Origin of the sequence: Bacillus sp. FSL K6-2839, assembly GCF_038003365.1 — a bacterium.
Classification (GTDB): domain Bacteria; phylum Bacillota; class Bacilli; order Bacillales; family Bacillaceae; genus Bacillus.
The window spans coordinates 1555866-1571188 of sequence record NZ_JBBOOZ010000001.1 but is presented as its reverse complement, the minus strand read 5'-3'; the positions used below and the strand labels follow the sequence as shown (position 1 = coordinate 1571188).

Here is a 15323-nt window from a genome sequence, read left to right as displayed (position 1 = left end):
AGATAACATATAAACAGCCAGAGCATATCATTCGTTACGAAAGAATTAAACTAATTTTAAAAAACAACGAGACTAAATTGATAATGGAAGACAGAGCCATTTGTATTTTAACACATTTTGACCATTTATCATCAGACCACAGTCTATTTTATTCCCAAACGTATGGAGTTTCTTGATAAACATAATAATTGAGCCAATTCATAAACAGTAAAGTGGCATGGGCTTTCCAGCGATTCACTGGGACTAATGTGTCACCATCTTCTATAAAATAGTGGACAGGTTTTTGGACTGTATCATGCTTCAACAAATCTCTTTCATATTCCTGCTTCAATGTGTCCGTATCATATTCAGGATGTCCAGTTAAAAATACTTGTTTATCATCATCTGAAACAATTAAACAAACACCCGCTTCTTCAGAGATACTCAATACTTTCAAATTCGGCGTGTTTTTTAATTGTTCTGTATTAATATCTGTATGCCTCGAATGTGGGACATAGTATACTTCATCGAAACCTCTGACTAATCTTTCTTTTTTCTCTTTCACAAGATGCTCAAATACACCAAATTTTTTCTCGGGAAGCTTGATTTTTTCAATCCCATAATGGTGATATAGGCCTGCCTGTGCACCCCAGCAAATATGAAGGGTAGACGTCACATTGGTTTTACTCCAGTCCAAGATGTCCTGAAGCTCTTTCCAATAGGACACTTCTTCAAAAGCTAAATGCTCAATTGGTGCGCCGGTGATGATCATTCCATCAAATTTCTTATGGCGAATCGATTCAAAGGTCGTATAAAATTCATCTAGATGCTCTCTCGACGTATTCTTCGGTGTATGCGTACTTGGAATCAAAAACGTAAAGTACACTTGCAAAGGAGAATTTCCGAGCATTCTTAGCAGCTGCGTTTCAGTTTGTATTTTTTTTGGCATTAAATTTAAGATCACGATATTCAAAGGACGGATATCTTGCTTGAATGCCCTTGTCTCATCCATGACGAAAATGTTTTCGCTCTCTAGTATTTGTTTTGCCGGCAGATGAACTGGTATGTTAATAGGCAACTCGCCACCCCCTGAACCAAAGCTAATTTCATTTCATTATAGGAACTTTCTGGCGATATTTCAATGTTTCAATTATGTTACAATAAAAAACAGAGCAAAAACAAAGCTGTTTCTGGAAAAAAAGGAGGCCGTTTATTTATGATCACAAAGCATTTATCAGATATTGACATCGCCCAAAAGGCAAAGCTGAGACCTATTCAAGACATCGCAGCAAAGCTGCAAATACATGACGAAGAATTAGAATGCTATGGTTTCACAAAAGCGAAAATATCTTTGACTATTTTTGACCGTTTAAAAGAACAAAAAGAAGGACATGTGATTCTTGTCACATCGATCAATCCAACGCCAGCAGGTGAGGGGAAGTCTACCGTAACAGTCGGCCTCGGTCAAGCCTTCGAAAAAATTGGGAAAAAAGCAATCATTGCGATGCGCGAGCCTTCATTAGGTCCTACAATGGGCATAAAAGGCGGTGCAGCGGGTGGAGGATATTCACAAGTGCTGCCGATGGAAGAAATCAATCTTCATTTTACAGGAGATTTTCATGCGATTACTTCTGCACATAATGCCTTATCTGCGTTCATTGATAACCATATCCATCACGGAAATGAACTCGGCATCGACTCGCGCCGCATTGTATGGAAGCGAGTGCTTGATTTAAACGATCGTGCATTAAGACAGGTCGTTGTCGGACTTGGCGGTCAGTTAAATGGGTATCCTAGAGAAGACGGATTTGACATCACAGTTGCCTCCGAAATGATGGCCATCCTTTGTTTAGCAGAAGACTTAACCGATTTAAAAAAACGTCTTTCTTCTATTGTTGTTGCCTATAATCAAGATGGCGAGCCAGTCACAGTTGGAGCACTTGGATATGAAGGTGTTCTTACGTTACTTTTAAAAGACGCGCTCAAACCGAATCTTGTTCAAACGATTGAAGGAACTCCGGCCCTAATACATGGCGGTCCTTTTGCCAATATTGCGCATGGATGTAATAGTTTGATTGCAACCAAAATGGCGGCGAAATTAGCCGATTATGTGGTAACAGAAGCTGGATTCGGAGCGGATCTTGGAGCAGAAAAGTTCCTGCACATTAAAACAAGAGCTGGTGATTTCAAGCCTGGTGCAGTTGTCATTGTGGCGACTGTCAGAGCATTAAAGATGCATGGCGGAATGAAGAAAACTGAACTCAAAGAAGAGAATGCACATGCCGTATTAGAAGGTATACATAATTTAGAAAAGCATATTGAAACTGTGCAAGCCTTCGGTCTTCCATACATCGTCGCAGTAAACAGGTTTATCACTGATACAAAAGAAGAGATTCAAGCGATAGAAGATTGGTGCCACGCACATGGCCATCCAGTCAAAGCTGTGAATGTATGGGAAGAAGGAGGCGAAGGCGGGACAGCACTTGCCGAGGAACTCGCGACACTTATTGAAAAGAAGAAGAACCACTTTTCCTATTTGTATGAAGAAAATGATTCTATCGAAGAAAAGTTATCTAAAGTTGCCCAAGTGGTTTATGGAGCAGACGGGGTCACACTCACTTCAAAAGCAAGAAAGCAGCTGGCAGCCATCGAGAAAAACGGCTGGGGTCATTTACCGGTTTGTATGGCAAAAACGCAATATTCACTTTCGGATGATCCAGCTTTAATTGGGAGACCTAAGGGCTTTACCATTACGATTCGCGAGTTAAAACCATCTGTAGGAGCAGGCTTTATTGTTGCTTTAACCGGAAGCATTCTGACAATGCCTGGATTACCTAAAAAACCTGCGGCGCTCGAGATGGATTTATTAGAAGACGGCAGTGTGACAGGGCTCTTTTAACAGGAGGCATAAAAAGCGATTTTATAAAAGAAGCATGTTACGATAGGAAAAAGTGAATCCTAGGAGGCTATGAGATGTCAATTTATGATATTCAGGTCAAGACCATTAACGGTCAGGAAAAATCAATGGCAGATTACAAAGGAAAAGTACTCATTATTGTCAACACAGCAAGTAAATGTGGACTGACTCCTCAATTCAAACAATTGCAAGAGCTATATGATCAATATCATGAAAAGGGCCTTGAAATTTTAGGATTTCCGTGCAACCAATTTATGAACCAGGAGCCAGAAGGGGAAGAAGCGATTCAGGAATTCTGTTCTTTGAATTATGGCGTAACCTTCCCTATGTTTGCGAAAGTAGATGTCAATGGTGACAATGCGCATCCGCTTTTCAAACATTTAACAAGTCATGCAAAAGGTGTACTTGGAACGAAAACAGTGAAATGGAATTTCACAAAATTTATCGTTGATCAAAACGGAGAAGTCACTGAGCGTTTCTCTCCGAAAACATCACCAAAAGAATTAGAAAGCTCCATCATCGCTCTTTTGGACAAATAAGGTGCTCACAGTCATGCAGAAAAAACAATTGGAGGCAGCTGCCTCCTTTGTTTCAGATCAGCTGAAATATGAACCGACTGGACACGATGCGGCTCATATTGATCGTGTGCGCCAGCTTGCCCGCCAGCTTGCTAATCAGGAAGGCGGCTCTCTTTTTATTATTGAAATGGCGGCGATTGTTCATGATGTCATTGATGAAAAGCTGTCGAGTGAATGGAAGCTTTCACCGCAACAACTTGAGCATCAGCTCCTTTCTTGGGAAGTTAATACGCGGGATATTCGTTATATCATGGATATCATTACCACGATGTCTTTTCGTCATCGACATAAGCAGAATAGGCCTATGACGTTAGAAGGGGCCATTGTTCAAGACGCAGATAGACTCGATGCGATAGGAGCAAGCGGTATTGCAAGAGTGTTTACTTATGCAGGCGCAAAAGGGGAGCCCCACTATACAAAGAACATGCAGCAGGGCTCCGTGCTAAAGCATATGGAAGAAAAATTGCTCAAATTAAAAGACTTGATGAACACCTCTGCAGGAAAGCAGCTTGCTGAGGAGCGGCATGAATTGATGAGCTTATTTATCAAGACATGGAAAGAAGAATGCGGCCTTACAGATGAGTAGGGTCTTTATGTGTGTAAGGAGGATGTATAGATGAAAATAACAGCGATAGAACCGACGCCAAGTCCAAATACCATGAAGGTCATTTTGACAGAAGCACTTGCCGGCGGTAAAAGCAACAACTACAAAAAGGATCAAAAAGACGAAGCGCCAGAGATGATCAAGCGCATTTTGAACATTGAAGGTGTAAAAGGTGTTTATCATGTCGCAGATTTCTTAGCGGTCGAGCGTAATGCAAAGTTTGACTGGCAGGGCATTTTACAACAGGTGAGAGAAGCCTTTGGTCAAGAAACAGAAGGCCTTCAGGAAGGACCGCAGTCAGGCGGTGACACATTTGGCGAAGTCAAAGTGTTTGTCCAAATGTTTAATGGGATTCCGATGCAAGTCAAATTAACGGACGGTGAAAGAGAAGAGCGGTTCGGAATGCCTGAACGCTTCCAAGCAGCCATTTTAAAGCTCAGAAGCAGCTCAGACAATGTCGTATTTGAACGTGTGTGGAAAGAACATGGCGTTCGTTTTGGTGACTTTGCTGATATCGGCCAGGAAGTCACAGAAGAGCTGCAAGCAGCCTATGATGACGAGCGTTTAGCCCGCTTAACAGAGGCGGTCAAAGAAGGGCAAGAAGCCGTAGATAGACAGGTGAACCGAAAGGCATATGATGTAACAGAAGACATGCTGCGCGAGGAAGATTGGAAAAAGCGTTTTGCCCATTTAGAGCAAATGCAGCCAGAGCAAAAGGATATACCTGTTTTAATGAAAGCGATGGAGGACCCAAAAACATCCATTCGCAGACAAGCCGTTGTGAATGCTGGAATGATTGAAGATCCTGCTATACTGCCTATATTATATAAGGGACTTAAAGACAAAACTGTGACGGTCCGCAGAACCGCTGGAGACTGTATTTCAGACCTTGGTGACCCTAGCGCTATGGAAGCAATGATCGAAGCATTAAAGGATCCGAGTAAACTTGTCCGCTGGCGTGCAGCTATGTTCCTCTATGAAGAAGGTGACGAAACAGCACTTGACGCATTAAAAGAAGCTGAGCAAGACCCTGAATTTGAAGTCAGCCTTCAAGTGAAAATGGCGATTGAGCGCATTGAGCACGGAGAAGAAGCGAAAGGCTCTGTATGGAAGCAAATGACAGAAAGTAGAAAAAATGCATCAGAATGATGAGAAATATGAGCAAGCTGCCAATGAAAGGCAGCTTGTTTTTCTTAAAGTGATAGACAGAAAAATTTTTTAGAAAAATTATTTTGAATATTGTTGAAATATGCGAAAAAACTCTATATAGTAGTACCAATATAGAATATTGGAGGTCAGATTTTATGACACGAACCTTGCTGAGCGCTAGTTTCAGCAGACATGTGGGTCATCAGTCATTCATCGGTGGCTAAATAAACAGAAAATTTGTAAAATAAAATCAACTCAAAATCATGCAGTCAACAAGACTTGTAGTATAGGAGGCTTTTTAAACAGATGGCAGAACTACGCAGTAATATGATTAAACAAGGAATTGACAGAGCACCTCACCGAAGCTTACTAAGAGCGGCGGGGGTAAAGGATGAGGACTTCGGCAAGCCATTTATTGCCGTATGTAATTCCTATATTGATATTGTCCCAGGACATGTCCATCTTCAGGAATTCGGGAAAATTGTGAAAGAAGCCATTCGTGAAGCTGGCGGGGTCCCATTTGAATTCAATACGATTGGGGTCGATGATGGAATTGCGATGGGTCATATCGGGATGAGATATTCATTACCAAGCCGTGAAATCATTGCTGACTCTGTAGAAACCGTTGTATCTGCTCACTGGTTTGATGGAATGGTTTGTATTCCTAACTGCGATAAAATCACACCAGGGATGATGATGGCAGCGATGCGTGTCAATATTCCGACTGTCTTTGTCAGCGGTGGTCCGATGGAAGCGGGTAGAACAAGTGATGGCAGAAAGATTTCTCTTTCTTCTGTATTTGAAGGCGTTGGTGCATACCAGTCAGGTAAAATTAACGAAGAGGAATTAAATGAATTAGAACAGTTTGGCTGTCCAACCTGCGGTTCTTGTTCAGGTATGTTTACAGCAAACTCAATGAACTGTTTAGCAGAGGCGCTTGGAATTGCTCTTCCTGGAAATGGAACGATTTTGGCGACATCACCAGAGCGAAGAGAATTTGCGAAAAAGTCAGCAAAACAACTGATGGAGCTCATTAAAAAGGATATTAAACCACGTGATATTGTTACTGAAAAAGCAATTGATAACGCATTTGCATTAGATATGGCACTTGGTGGTTCAACCAATACCGTTCTTCACACACTGGCGATCGCAAATGAAGCAGGTGTGGAATATTCACTTGAACGTATCAATGAAGTAGCTGAGCGTGTGCCTCATTTATCAAAACTTGCTCCAGCTTCGGATGTTTATATTGAGGATTTACATGAAGCAGGCGGCGTCACAGCTGCGCTAAATGAATTGTCCAAAAAAGAAGGCGCACTTCATTTAGATACAATGACCGTCACAGCGAAAACGCTTGGTGAGAACATTGCAGGACATGAGGTAAAAGACTATAACGTCATTTATCCAATCGATAAGCCATTTACTGAAAAGGGCGGCTTAGCCGTTTTATTTGGAAACCTTGCGCCAGATGGAGCCATCATTAAAACGGGCGGGGTACAAGATGGGATCACACGTCACGAAGGACCTGCGATCGTATTTGAATCCCAAGAAGAAGCTCTTGAAGGCATCATTAATAGAAAAGTAGAAGCAGGACATGTTGTCATTATTCGCTATGAAGGACCTAAAGGCGGACCTGGTATGCCAGAAATGCTTGCACCAACTTCACAAATTGTCGGCATGGGACTTGGGCCAAAGGTTGCTTTAATTACTGACGGACGTTTTTCCGGCGCTTCTCGTGGTTTGTCCATTGGACACGTCTCTCCAGAGGCAGCTGAAGGCGGCCCGCTCGCCTTTGTTGAAAATGGTGACCATGTCGTGGTTGATATTGAACAACGCATTTTAAGCGTCGATGTTCCAGAGGAAGAATGGGAAAAAAGAAAAGCAAACTGGAAAGGCTTTGAGCCAAAAGTGAAAACTGGCTATCTTGCTAGATATTCAAAACTTGTGACATCAGCCAATACAGGCGGAATCATGAAAATTTAATCTGATATGGAAGATTTGAAAATTGGCTCTCTCTATAGTATCCTTTATTCACAACATAAGGATTTTTAGAGGGGGCTTTTTTATGTCAATGGCATATGAAGAATATATGCGCCAGCTCGTTGTGCCAATGCGCCAAGAGCTGACAAGTGCAGGATTTCAAGAACTTAAGACGGAAGAAGAAGTAGAACAAACCATGCAAGAAGCTGAAGGAACAACATTTGTTGTCATTAATTCTGTATGCGGATGTGCTGCCGGATTAGCACGCCCAGCAGCGACTCAAGCTGTGATGAAGGCAGAAAAAGCTCCAGACAGAATCGTCACAGTATTTGCTGGGCAGGATCGGGAAGCAACGGCAAAAATGAGAGAATACTTCACGGGTGAAGAGCCATCATCTCCTTCTATGGCCCTTTTAAAAGGAAATGAACTCGTTCATTTTATCCCGCGTGACGAAATTGAAGGTCATGAAATGGAAGATATCATGAAAAATGTCTTAACTGCATTCGAAAAACATTGCTAATACAAGTGTTGAAATGCCCTGTGATCAGATCAGGGCATTTTTTCTTGATCATGATGGAGGAACAATATGCTCATTACAACAAGCTTTAGAGCAAATGAACAAACGATTGAAACAGCGAAGGCGCTTGCAAAGGATTTAGATGGTGAGTATGTAGAAAGACGCAAACAATCCGTCAAGCAGCTTGCGATGAAACGAGGAGATGTACTTGTTGTCGGGAAAGAAAGATTCGAATGGTATCAGCCCAATGGTGAAAAGTTCTTTTTTCATCCAAGCTCAGCGATGTTCAGGGTGAAGCGGCTCTTGCGCGGAGAAAAGGATCCTTTAATCGAAGCAGCCCAGCTAAAGCCGGGAGATTCCTTTTTAGATTGCACACTTGGCTTAGGGTCTGATGCTATTACTGCAAGCTGTGCGATAGGCAGGAATGGAAGGGCCGTCGGTATAGAAAAGAATCCCATTACGGCGTTACTAGTGCGAGAAGGACTGAACACATGGGAAACAGGGATAGAAGAAGCAGATGAAGCGATGAAACGGATATCTGTGATCAGTGGAGACAGTATCGAGCAGCTAAAGCAGTGTCCTGACCGTTCATTTGATATTGTCTATTTTGATCCGATGTTTGAGGAAACGATTCAAGAATCTACAAGTATAGCGCCGCTGCGTCATGCGGCAGAGCACCACTTTGATCACGAAATAGCCGTGCAAGAGGCGTTAAGAGTGGCAAGAAAAAGAGTGGTTTTAAAAGATCATTGGAAAAGTACACGATTTACAGCGGAATCCTATCAATTTCACGTCATAAAACGAAAAACAGCCCAATTTCATTATGGTTATATTGAGAAAGAAAAAAGCCCTCACTAAGGGCTTTTACAGCGTGTAGACAAACCCTTGCATTCGTTGTCAGTCCTGCGCTGCGGTACTCACGAATGTCAAATTCGCTCCATTCCAGTGCTCGTCCTTCCTAGACTTCAAAGGTTTTCTATCACGCTGAATAGAAGACAAAGGGCTAAAATCAAGATTATTTTAGCCCTTTGTCAACAATCTGAAAAAGCCCTTTCTAAGGGCTTTAATCCGTAATCTCCATATAGACAAAATAAAACAGTGTCAGCAAGGAAGCTGTGATGAAAAACCCTTCAAGCATACCCATTCCTCCCAAATTTTAGTCGTCATTACTGTCATTGTAAACGTTTTATTATGAAAAAGAAAGTCTCAAATCAGTGACCAAATTGAATGACTGAAAATTCATTATATGCTAGAATAGCAGTATGATAACTTATGGAAGGAATTAGATATCATGAAGATGTGGATGAGAAAAACGCTTGTTGCGCTCTTTACAATTGCAACTTTTGGTTTGATCTCTCCTCCGTCGGCTTTGATGACAGACAAGCCATCTGAACTTTCTTCATCTGATAAAACGCCTTATACAGCGGTTTATGATACATCAGATGAATTACGCAGCTGGGAACTATCGCAAGAGGACAACAAAGAGCAGGTAGACCCCTTTGAGCAATATAAGGAGGAGGTTCTATCAAGTGCAGAAAATCAATCCTTTCTCAAATTCGGCCGTAAAATCACACCTGTCATTGAAGACGAGTACAGAGAAGAGATTCAACCGAAAATTGAACAAGTGTTAACCGATGTTTTAACAAATTTCAAAGATGACGAAAAATTTCAAGATGTTGTGTTAACTGATCAGCCTTCGAGCGGAAATGGCGAAAAAATCTTCCACATCTACAACCGGAAGACTGGAGAAGATTTGCTCCGTTTTCATGTGAGAAGAGATCAGCCGCCACACAGCGGATATTGGTTTAACTTTCACTACCATACAGCAGAAGATGGATTCCAGACGCATCATGAACTCGGTAATATTTACTGGGACAAAAACACCCCACCGAGCTGGATGAGCCACTAGAAGGAGATGTCATGCCAATTGAAAAAGTATACAATGAACGAAATGGTGCAGATTACAAAACAAATGTTAAACGAACGTGGAGTGAAAATTGAAGATATTGCACATATTGTGCTAAAGCTTCAAGAAAAATATCATCCAAACCTTCCACTTAGTGTCTGTATTGAAAATGTTGAAAAAGTGTTGAATAAAAGGGAAATTGTCCATGCGGTTTTAACAGGACTTGCCCTTGATCAGCTGGCTGAAAAAAAGCTATTGCCAGAACCATTGCAGCACTTAGTTGAAACAGACGAGCCGCTATATGGTATTGATGAAATTATTCCGCTTTCCATTGTCAATGTATATGGATCAATCGGTTTGACAAACTTCGGTTATTTAGATAAAGAGAAATTCGGTATTATCAGGGAATTAGATGAAGGTCGTCCAGGTGAAGTGCATACCTTCCTTGATGACCTTGTCGCCGCGCTTGCCGCAGCAGCAGCTAGCCGTATTGCTCACTCACACCAAGATATTAAGGACGAAGAGCAGGATCGAGTGAATCAAGTATAAAAAGAAAAACATGTCTGCTCATCATGCAGGCATGTTTTTTTGGTTTAAACAAAAGCAGAAATAAGGTAAACTACAACAAGAACATAAATAAAGGATGAAAAAAATGAAACAATACAAAGAGTTATGCCGTCATGTATTACAGCACGGGGATGAAAAAGGTGACAGAACGGGAACAGGTACAATCAGCACGTTCGGTTACCAGATGAGATTTGATTTGCAGGAAGGATTTCCGCTTTTAACAACAAAGAAATTGCACCTGAAATCAATTATTCATGAGTTACTGTGGTTTTTAAAAGGTGATACAAATGTCAAATATCTTCAGGAAAATGGCGTCCGGATTTGGAACGAATGGGCAGATGAAAATGGCGAACTGGGCCGTGTGTACGGAGCGCAGTGGCGATCTTGGGCTAGTGGGGACGGTGAGACTGTGGATCAGATCACAAAGCTGATCCACGATATCGAGCATAATCCGAATTCAAGAAGACTGATCGTCAGCGCTTGGAACCCGGGTGAAATTGATCAAATGGCGCTGCCTCCATGTCATTGTCTGTTTCAATTTTACGTATCAAACGGGAAGCTTTCCTGCCAGCTTTATCAAAGATCGGCAGATATCTTTTTAGGCGTGCCATTTAATATTGCTTCATATGCCCTTCTCACGATGATGATTGCCAAAGTTACACATCTTGAGCCAGGAGAGTTTGTTCATACGCTAGGAGATGCTCATATTTATCAGAATCATCTTCCGCAGGTGAAAATGCAGCTAGAGCGCGAGGAACGCAAGCTTCCGCAGCTTCGCATTACAAGAGATGTGAAGAGCATTTTTGATTTCACGTTCGATGATTTTGTGCTTGAGAACTATGACCCGCATCCGCATATCAAAGGAGAAGTCAGTGTATGATTTCGATGATTGTGGCGACAGGAAAAGACAGAGTCATTGGTCAAGATAATCAAATGCCTTGGCATTTACCAGCTGATTTAGCGTATTTTAAGAAAGTCACAGGCGGGCATACGATTGTCATGGGCAGAAAAACGTTTGAATCAATTGGAAGAGCGCTGCCTAACCGCCGAAATATCGTTTTGACAACAAGTTCTTCTTTTGAAGCAGAAGGATGCGAGGTTGTCCATTCCATTGCTGATATTTTGGCAATCGGGGAGAACGAGACAGAGTTATTTATCATCGGCGGGTCTAAGCTGTATGAAGAAATGATGCCATATGCGGATCGTCTATATATCACGCATATTCACCATGCGTTTGAAGGAGACCGCTACTTTCCTGATTACAATGAAAACGAATGGACGGTTGTATCACGCGAAAAAGGCCATCGTGACGAAAAGAACCCCTACAATTATGAATTTGTCGTATATGACAAAAAAGGATAAATGAGTAGGAGGAGTACGGTTGTTTCGTTATTGGTTTTTAACGATTTATGTTGCCCTATCCTTTTTTAAAAGTATGAGGCATTTGCATGCTCATGAATTAACTGATCCGCGCATTTCCTATACGAAACGAATGCATCTCATTCATGAGCATGCAAAAAGGTTTGCCCGGGGCTGTATTGATCAGTCAGGATCAGTCATGACCATTCACCAGCAAAAGAAGCTGCCAGATGGACCCGTTATTTATATCACACAGGCACTGAATCCAGTCACGACGACATTATTGATTGGTCACCTTGAGAAGCCATTTGCTTTCATGGCAAAGCCGAATCTTTTTCGATATCCCATTTTAAAACAATGGCTGAAGAAGATGGCGGTTATTCATCAGAATCAATCTGATGATGCCTTATTAGAAGAAGCAAAGGAAAGAATCTTATCTGGGCAGAGTGTATTGCTTCCAGAAGCAAAGCGTCACATGGCAGAGGCACTTGCTGAAGATAGTGATTGTCCGCTTGTACCGATTGAAACAAGTGGAACGGATCGTCTATTAACTGGGAAGATCGTCAAAAGGCTTCGCCCTGTTAATGTTGATATTCATATTAAAGCACCTGTCATGATGAGTGATTACGCCCAAAAGCGCGCATAGAAAAACCAGCATCCGAAAGTGGATGCTGGTTTTTTTCATGCAGCAGGAATGTTCACACAATAGAAGAGAATGCAGAAGAACATCGATGCACTGCCGCCGAGTACAAAGCTGTGCCAAATGGCATGATGATAGGGAATTTTCCGCCAAATATAAAAGATGGTTCCGACTGAATACAATAGACCGCCTAACAGTAAGAGGCCAAATCCTGCGCCCGTTAACCCAATGTAAAGTGGTTTGATGGCAATGATAATCATCCAGCCCATTAATAAATAAACGAGCGTGGACACAATGATAAACCGTTTGACGAAAAAGATTTTAAAGACAATTCCGCCAGCAGCAAGCGCCCATACAATCGCAAGAAGCGTATAGCCTAGTGCGCCTTTTAATGGTCCTAGTAAAAAGGGCGTATATGTACCAGCAATCAATACATAAATAGCCGAGTGGTCGAGGATTTCAAATACATCTTTTGTTTTTTTGTGCCGAATGCTATGAAGCAAGGTCGAGCTTAAATAGAGCAGCAGCATGGATAAGCCAAATATCGAAAAGCTGATGATGTCTGTGACAGTGCCGTATTGAACAGCGAATAAAACGAGAAAAACAATGGCTGGTATGGATAAAATAACGCCAATGCCATGTGTAATGGCGTTTGCAATTTCTTCTTTTACAGTAAACAATGGATAGCCTCCTTTTATTGAACCGGTATATAACCATCAAGTGACTTCAGGAATGAAAGACCTTCAAGTGTAATCTTCGTGCCGGCCCTGCCTTTTCCTTTCGTCACGTAAGCTTTTTTCTCAAGATCATCTAATCGGCTCCTCACCTGCTGAGGGGTCAGCGGAATGTCGCCTTGTTTGCTTAATTCAGACAAGATGCGTCTGCTGGCTGCTTCTCCTTTCTCATTGAGAGATTTAATGGCTTCCAGCAGGAAAACAAACTCTTGTTTTTCCATTAGTGTGAGCTGGTGTTCTTCCTTTTTTCCTTTTACGTCCGGCGAAAGAGGTGTTAACACAAAAGGCGGCAGGTGGTGTAAAAATACCGTTTGCCCCTCGAGAATGACTGCAGCATAATGAACGATATTTTTGAGTTCCTGTACGTTTCCTTCAAACGGATACTCCTGCAACGTTTCCCAAACACTTGGATCAATATCAGGCGTCATGCTCAGCTCCTGAAAGAAAGCAGTTGTTAACACAGGAATGTCTGTTTTTCGATCTGCTAATGACGGGAGGGGCAAATGGAAAACATTTAAGCGATAAAACAGCTCAGGTAAAAAGGTAGATGACACCCTCAATGCCTCTATTGATAAAGACGAAGTGGCAATGACTTTTGTTGCAGGAGAGGTTTCTAGAAAACGAATGACCTGATGCTGCATAGGAATATTTAATGCGGCGATTTCGTCTAAATAAAGAATTTGACTGGTCTTTTCCGTGAAGGCTTTCTGTAAGGTATCTTCATCTAAGATGGGGCAATATAGATGTGTCAGTGAAGCGTTTGTAGCAGCTGCATTTGCAATTTCCTGGGCAAATAGTGTTTTGCCTGTGCCAATTTCTCCTGTTATCAAGACCGGCTGCTCGTGTTTTGTGAATTGCTTTGCCAGATGAATGGCACGCTTAATTTCTTGATGCTCTCCATATATAGACGTAAACGAATGTGTGGTCATCGGGTGATTCCTTTCTTTGTGGTTCTAATTGGTTCAATTGTAACACCCAATAAAACCAAATGTACAGAAAAACGAAAAAGTTTATGAAATTTATGCTTGATCCATGATCTATTGGTTTATTTTTTGAATATTCATGTTATAATGACAAATTAAATAAGGTTAAAGAGAAAGGATCTTGTACATGAAACCGTTGCTCAAAGAAAACACGCTAATTCAAGTGAAAGACATTTTAAAGGCCCATCAAAATTTGAAGGATGTAGTGATTCATACACCTCTTCAAAAAAATGAGCGACTTTCTGAACGATATGAATGTAATGTCTACTTAAAAAGAGAGGATCTTCAAGTAGTTCGTTCCTTTAAATTAAGAGGCGCTTTTAATAAAATGAGCCAGCTTCCAAAAGATAAACTAGAAAACGGCATTGTCTGTGCAAGTGCAGGAAATCACGCGCAGGGTGTTGCATATTCTTGTAAATATTTAGGGATCCACGGGAAAATCTTTATGCCTGCCACGACACCAAGACAAAAAGTATCTCAAGTCGAGCTTTTTGGAAAAGAATATGTTGAAATTATCTTAACCGGAGATACGTTTGATGATTCATATCATGAAGCAGTAAAATGCGGAGATGAAGAGAAGCGCGAGTTTATCCATCCGTTTGATGATTTGGATGTGATGGCAGGACAAGGAACGACTGCTGTAGAAATATTAAATGATATCGAAGTGGAGCCTCACTTTTTATTTGCAAGTGTTGGAGGTGGAGGTCTGTTATCTGGAGTTGGTACATATATCAAAAATATCGCCCCAGAAACCGAAATCATTGCAGTCGAACCACTTGGCGCAGCTTCACTCCATGCTTCCCATGAAAAGGGCGAGGTTGTGACACTTGATTCAATTGATAAGTTTGTAGACGGAGCAGCGGTTCAGCGGATTGGCGAAAAGACGTTTACATCGCTTCAGTCCGTTGTCGATAAAATCAGTCTTGTACCTGAAGGAAAAGTATGTACAACCATTTTAGAGCTGTATAATCAATGTGCGATTGTAGCAGAGCCGGCAGGCGCACTGTCGATCGCAGCGCTGGATGCCCATCGCGAGGAGATTAAAGGGAAAAATGTTGTCTGTATTGTCAGTGGAGGAAATAATGACATTGGCAGAATGCAGGAAATCAAAGAACGGTCGATGATCTATGAAGGGCTTCAACATTATTTCATTGTCAATTTTCCGCAAAGAGCAGGAGCGCTTCGGGAATTTTTAGATGAAGTATTAGGGCCAAATGATGATATCTCACGCTTTGAATATACGAAAAAGAATAACCGAAGCAAAGGCCCCGCGCTTGTTGGCATCGAATTGAAAGAAAGAGATGACTATGCGGCGCTGATTGAACGGATGAATAAAAAAGGATTCCATTATGTTGAAGTGAATAAAGATCAAGATTTATTCCACCTATTTATTTAGGCGTAACAGAACAT

General features: G+C 41.6%; 16 protein-coding genes. 13 read left to right on the top strand and 3 right to left on the bottom strand.

Annotated features, from left to right (window positions below; genetic code table 11):
* Positions 1-148: 148 nt before the first annotated feature.
* Positions 149-1057, bottom strand: coding sequence for a homoserine O-acetyltransferase MetA (gene metA, locus MHH26_RS07650; RefSeq protein WP_034660994.1), 909 nt, complete (start codon positions 1055-1057; stop codon positions 149-151).
* Between the two features lie 138 nt (positions 1058-1195).
* On the opposite strand from metA, the gene MHH26_RS07645 reads away from it, so the two are divergent.
* The 12 genes from MHH26_RS07645 (at position 1196) to MHH26_RS07590 (ending at position 12202) form a co-directional block, all read left to right on the top strand.
* Positions 1196-2878 (top strand): formate--tetrahydrofolate ligase, encoded by a 1683-nt coding sequence (locus MHH26_RS07645; protein ID WP_340972909.1) that lies wholly within the window; start codon positions 1196-1198, stop codon positions 2876-2878.
* Between the two features lie 74 nt (positions 2879-2952).
* A complete protein-coding gene (locus MHH26_RS07640) occupies positions 2953-3435 on the top strand; it encodes a glutathione peroxidase (protein ID WP_003216059.1) in 483 nt (160 codons plus the stop codon).
* Positions 3436-3448: 13 nt separating this feature from the next.
* Entirely contained in the window at positions 3449-4060 is a 612-nt protein-coding gene (locus tag MHH26_RS07635) for an HD domain-containing protein (protein WP_307499801.1), read from the top strand.
* Between the two features lie 30 nt (positions 4061-4090).
* Positions 4091-5227 (top strand): conserved virulence factor C family protein, encoded by a 1137-nt coding sequence (locus MHH26_RS07630; protein WP_034660989.1) that lies wholly within the window; start codon positions 4091-4093, stop codon positions 5225-5227.
* A gap of 306 nt (positions 5228-5533) precedes the next feature.
* A complete protein-coding gene (gene ilvD / locus MHH26_RS07625; protein ID WP_012010311.1) occupies positions 5534-7210 on the top strand; it encodes a dihydroxy-acid dehydratase in 1677 nt (558 codons plus the stop codon).
* Positions 7211-7292: 82 nt separating this feature from the next.
* Positions 7293-7727 carry a BrxA/BrxB family bacilliredoxin gene (locus MHH26_RS07620; RefSeq protein ID WP_034660988.1) on the top strand — a complete coding sequence of 145 codons (435 nt, stop codon included), beginning with the start codon at positions 7293-7295 and terminating at the stop codon, positions 7725-7727.
* Between the two features lie 66 nt (positions 7728-7793).
* Positions 7794-8582 (top strand): class I SAM-dependent methyltransferase, encoded by a 789-nt coding sequence (locus MHH26_RS07615; RefSeq protein WP_307499800.1) that lies wholly within the window; start codon positions 7794-7796, stop codon positions 8580-8582.
* A gap of 433 nt (positions 8583-9015) precedes the next feature.
* The gene (locus MHH26_RS07610; RefSeq protein ID WP_060596585.1) at positions 9016-9633 is read left to right on the top strand and encodes a YpjP family protein; all 618 of its coding nucleotides are present in this window, start codon (positions 9016-9018) and stop codon (positions 9631-9633) included.
* Between the two features lie 18 nt (positions 9634-9651).
* Complete coding sequence (locus tag MHH26_RS07605) at positions 9652-10179, top strand: phosphatidylglycerophosphatase A family protein (protein ID WP_034660983.1); 528 nt, start codon at positions 9652-9654, stop codon at positions 10177-10179.
* A 103-nt stretch (positions 10180-10282) separates the two neighbouring features.
* Positions 10283-11077 carry a thymidylate synthase gene (locus MHH26_RS07600; RefSeq protein WP_060596583.1) on the top strand — a complete coding sequence of 265 codons (795 nt, stop codon included), beginning with the start codon at positions 10283-10285 and terminating at the stop codon, positions 11075-11077.
* A complete protein-coding gene (folA, locus tag MHH26_RS07595) occupies positions 11074-11559 on the top strand; it encodes a type 3 dihydrofolate reductase (RefSeq protein ID WP_060596580.1) in 486 nt (161 codons plus the stop codon). Before MHH26_RS07600 ends, folA begins: the two co-directional genes overlap by 4 nt.
* Before the next feature lie 19 nt (positions 11560-11578).
* Positions 11579-12202 carry a lysophospholipid acyltransferase family protein gene (locus MHH26_RS07590; protein ID WP_340972906.1) on the top strand — a complete coding sequence of 208 codons (624 nt, stop codon included), beginning with the start codon at positions 11579-11581 and terminating at the stop codon, positions 12200-12202.
* Between the two features lie 35 nt (positions 12203-12237).
* Here the strand turns inward: MHH26_RS07590 and trhA are convergent, their stop codons facing one another.
* Entirely contained in the window at positions 12238-12876 is a 639-nt protein-coding gene (trhA, locus tag MHH26_RS07585; RefSeq protein WP_060596575.1) for a PAQR family membrane homeostasis protein TrhA, read from the bottom strand.
* A 14-nt stretch (positions 12877-12890) separates the two neighbouring features.
* Positions 12891-13859 carry a sigma 54-interacting transcriptional regulator gene (locus MHH26_RS07580; protein ID WP_106037322.1) on the bottom strand — a complete coding sequence of 323 codons (969 nt, stop codon included), beginning with the start codon at positions 13857-13859 and terminating at the stop codon, positions 12891-12893.
* Positions 13860-14040: 181 nt separating this feature from the next.
* Between MHH26_RS07580 and ilvA the strand changes: the two genes are divergently transcribed.
* Positions 14041-15309 (top strand): threonine ammonia-lyase IlvA, encoded by a 1269-nt coding sequence (gene ilvA / locus MHH26_RS07575; protein WP_060596699.1) that lies wholly within the window; start codon positions 14041-14043, stop codon positions 15307-15309.
* The last annotated feature ends 14 nt before the right edge of the window (positions 15310-15323 follow it).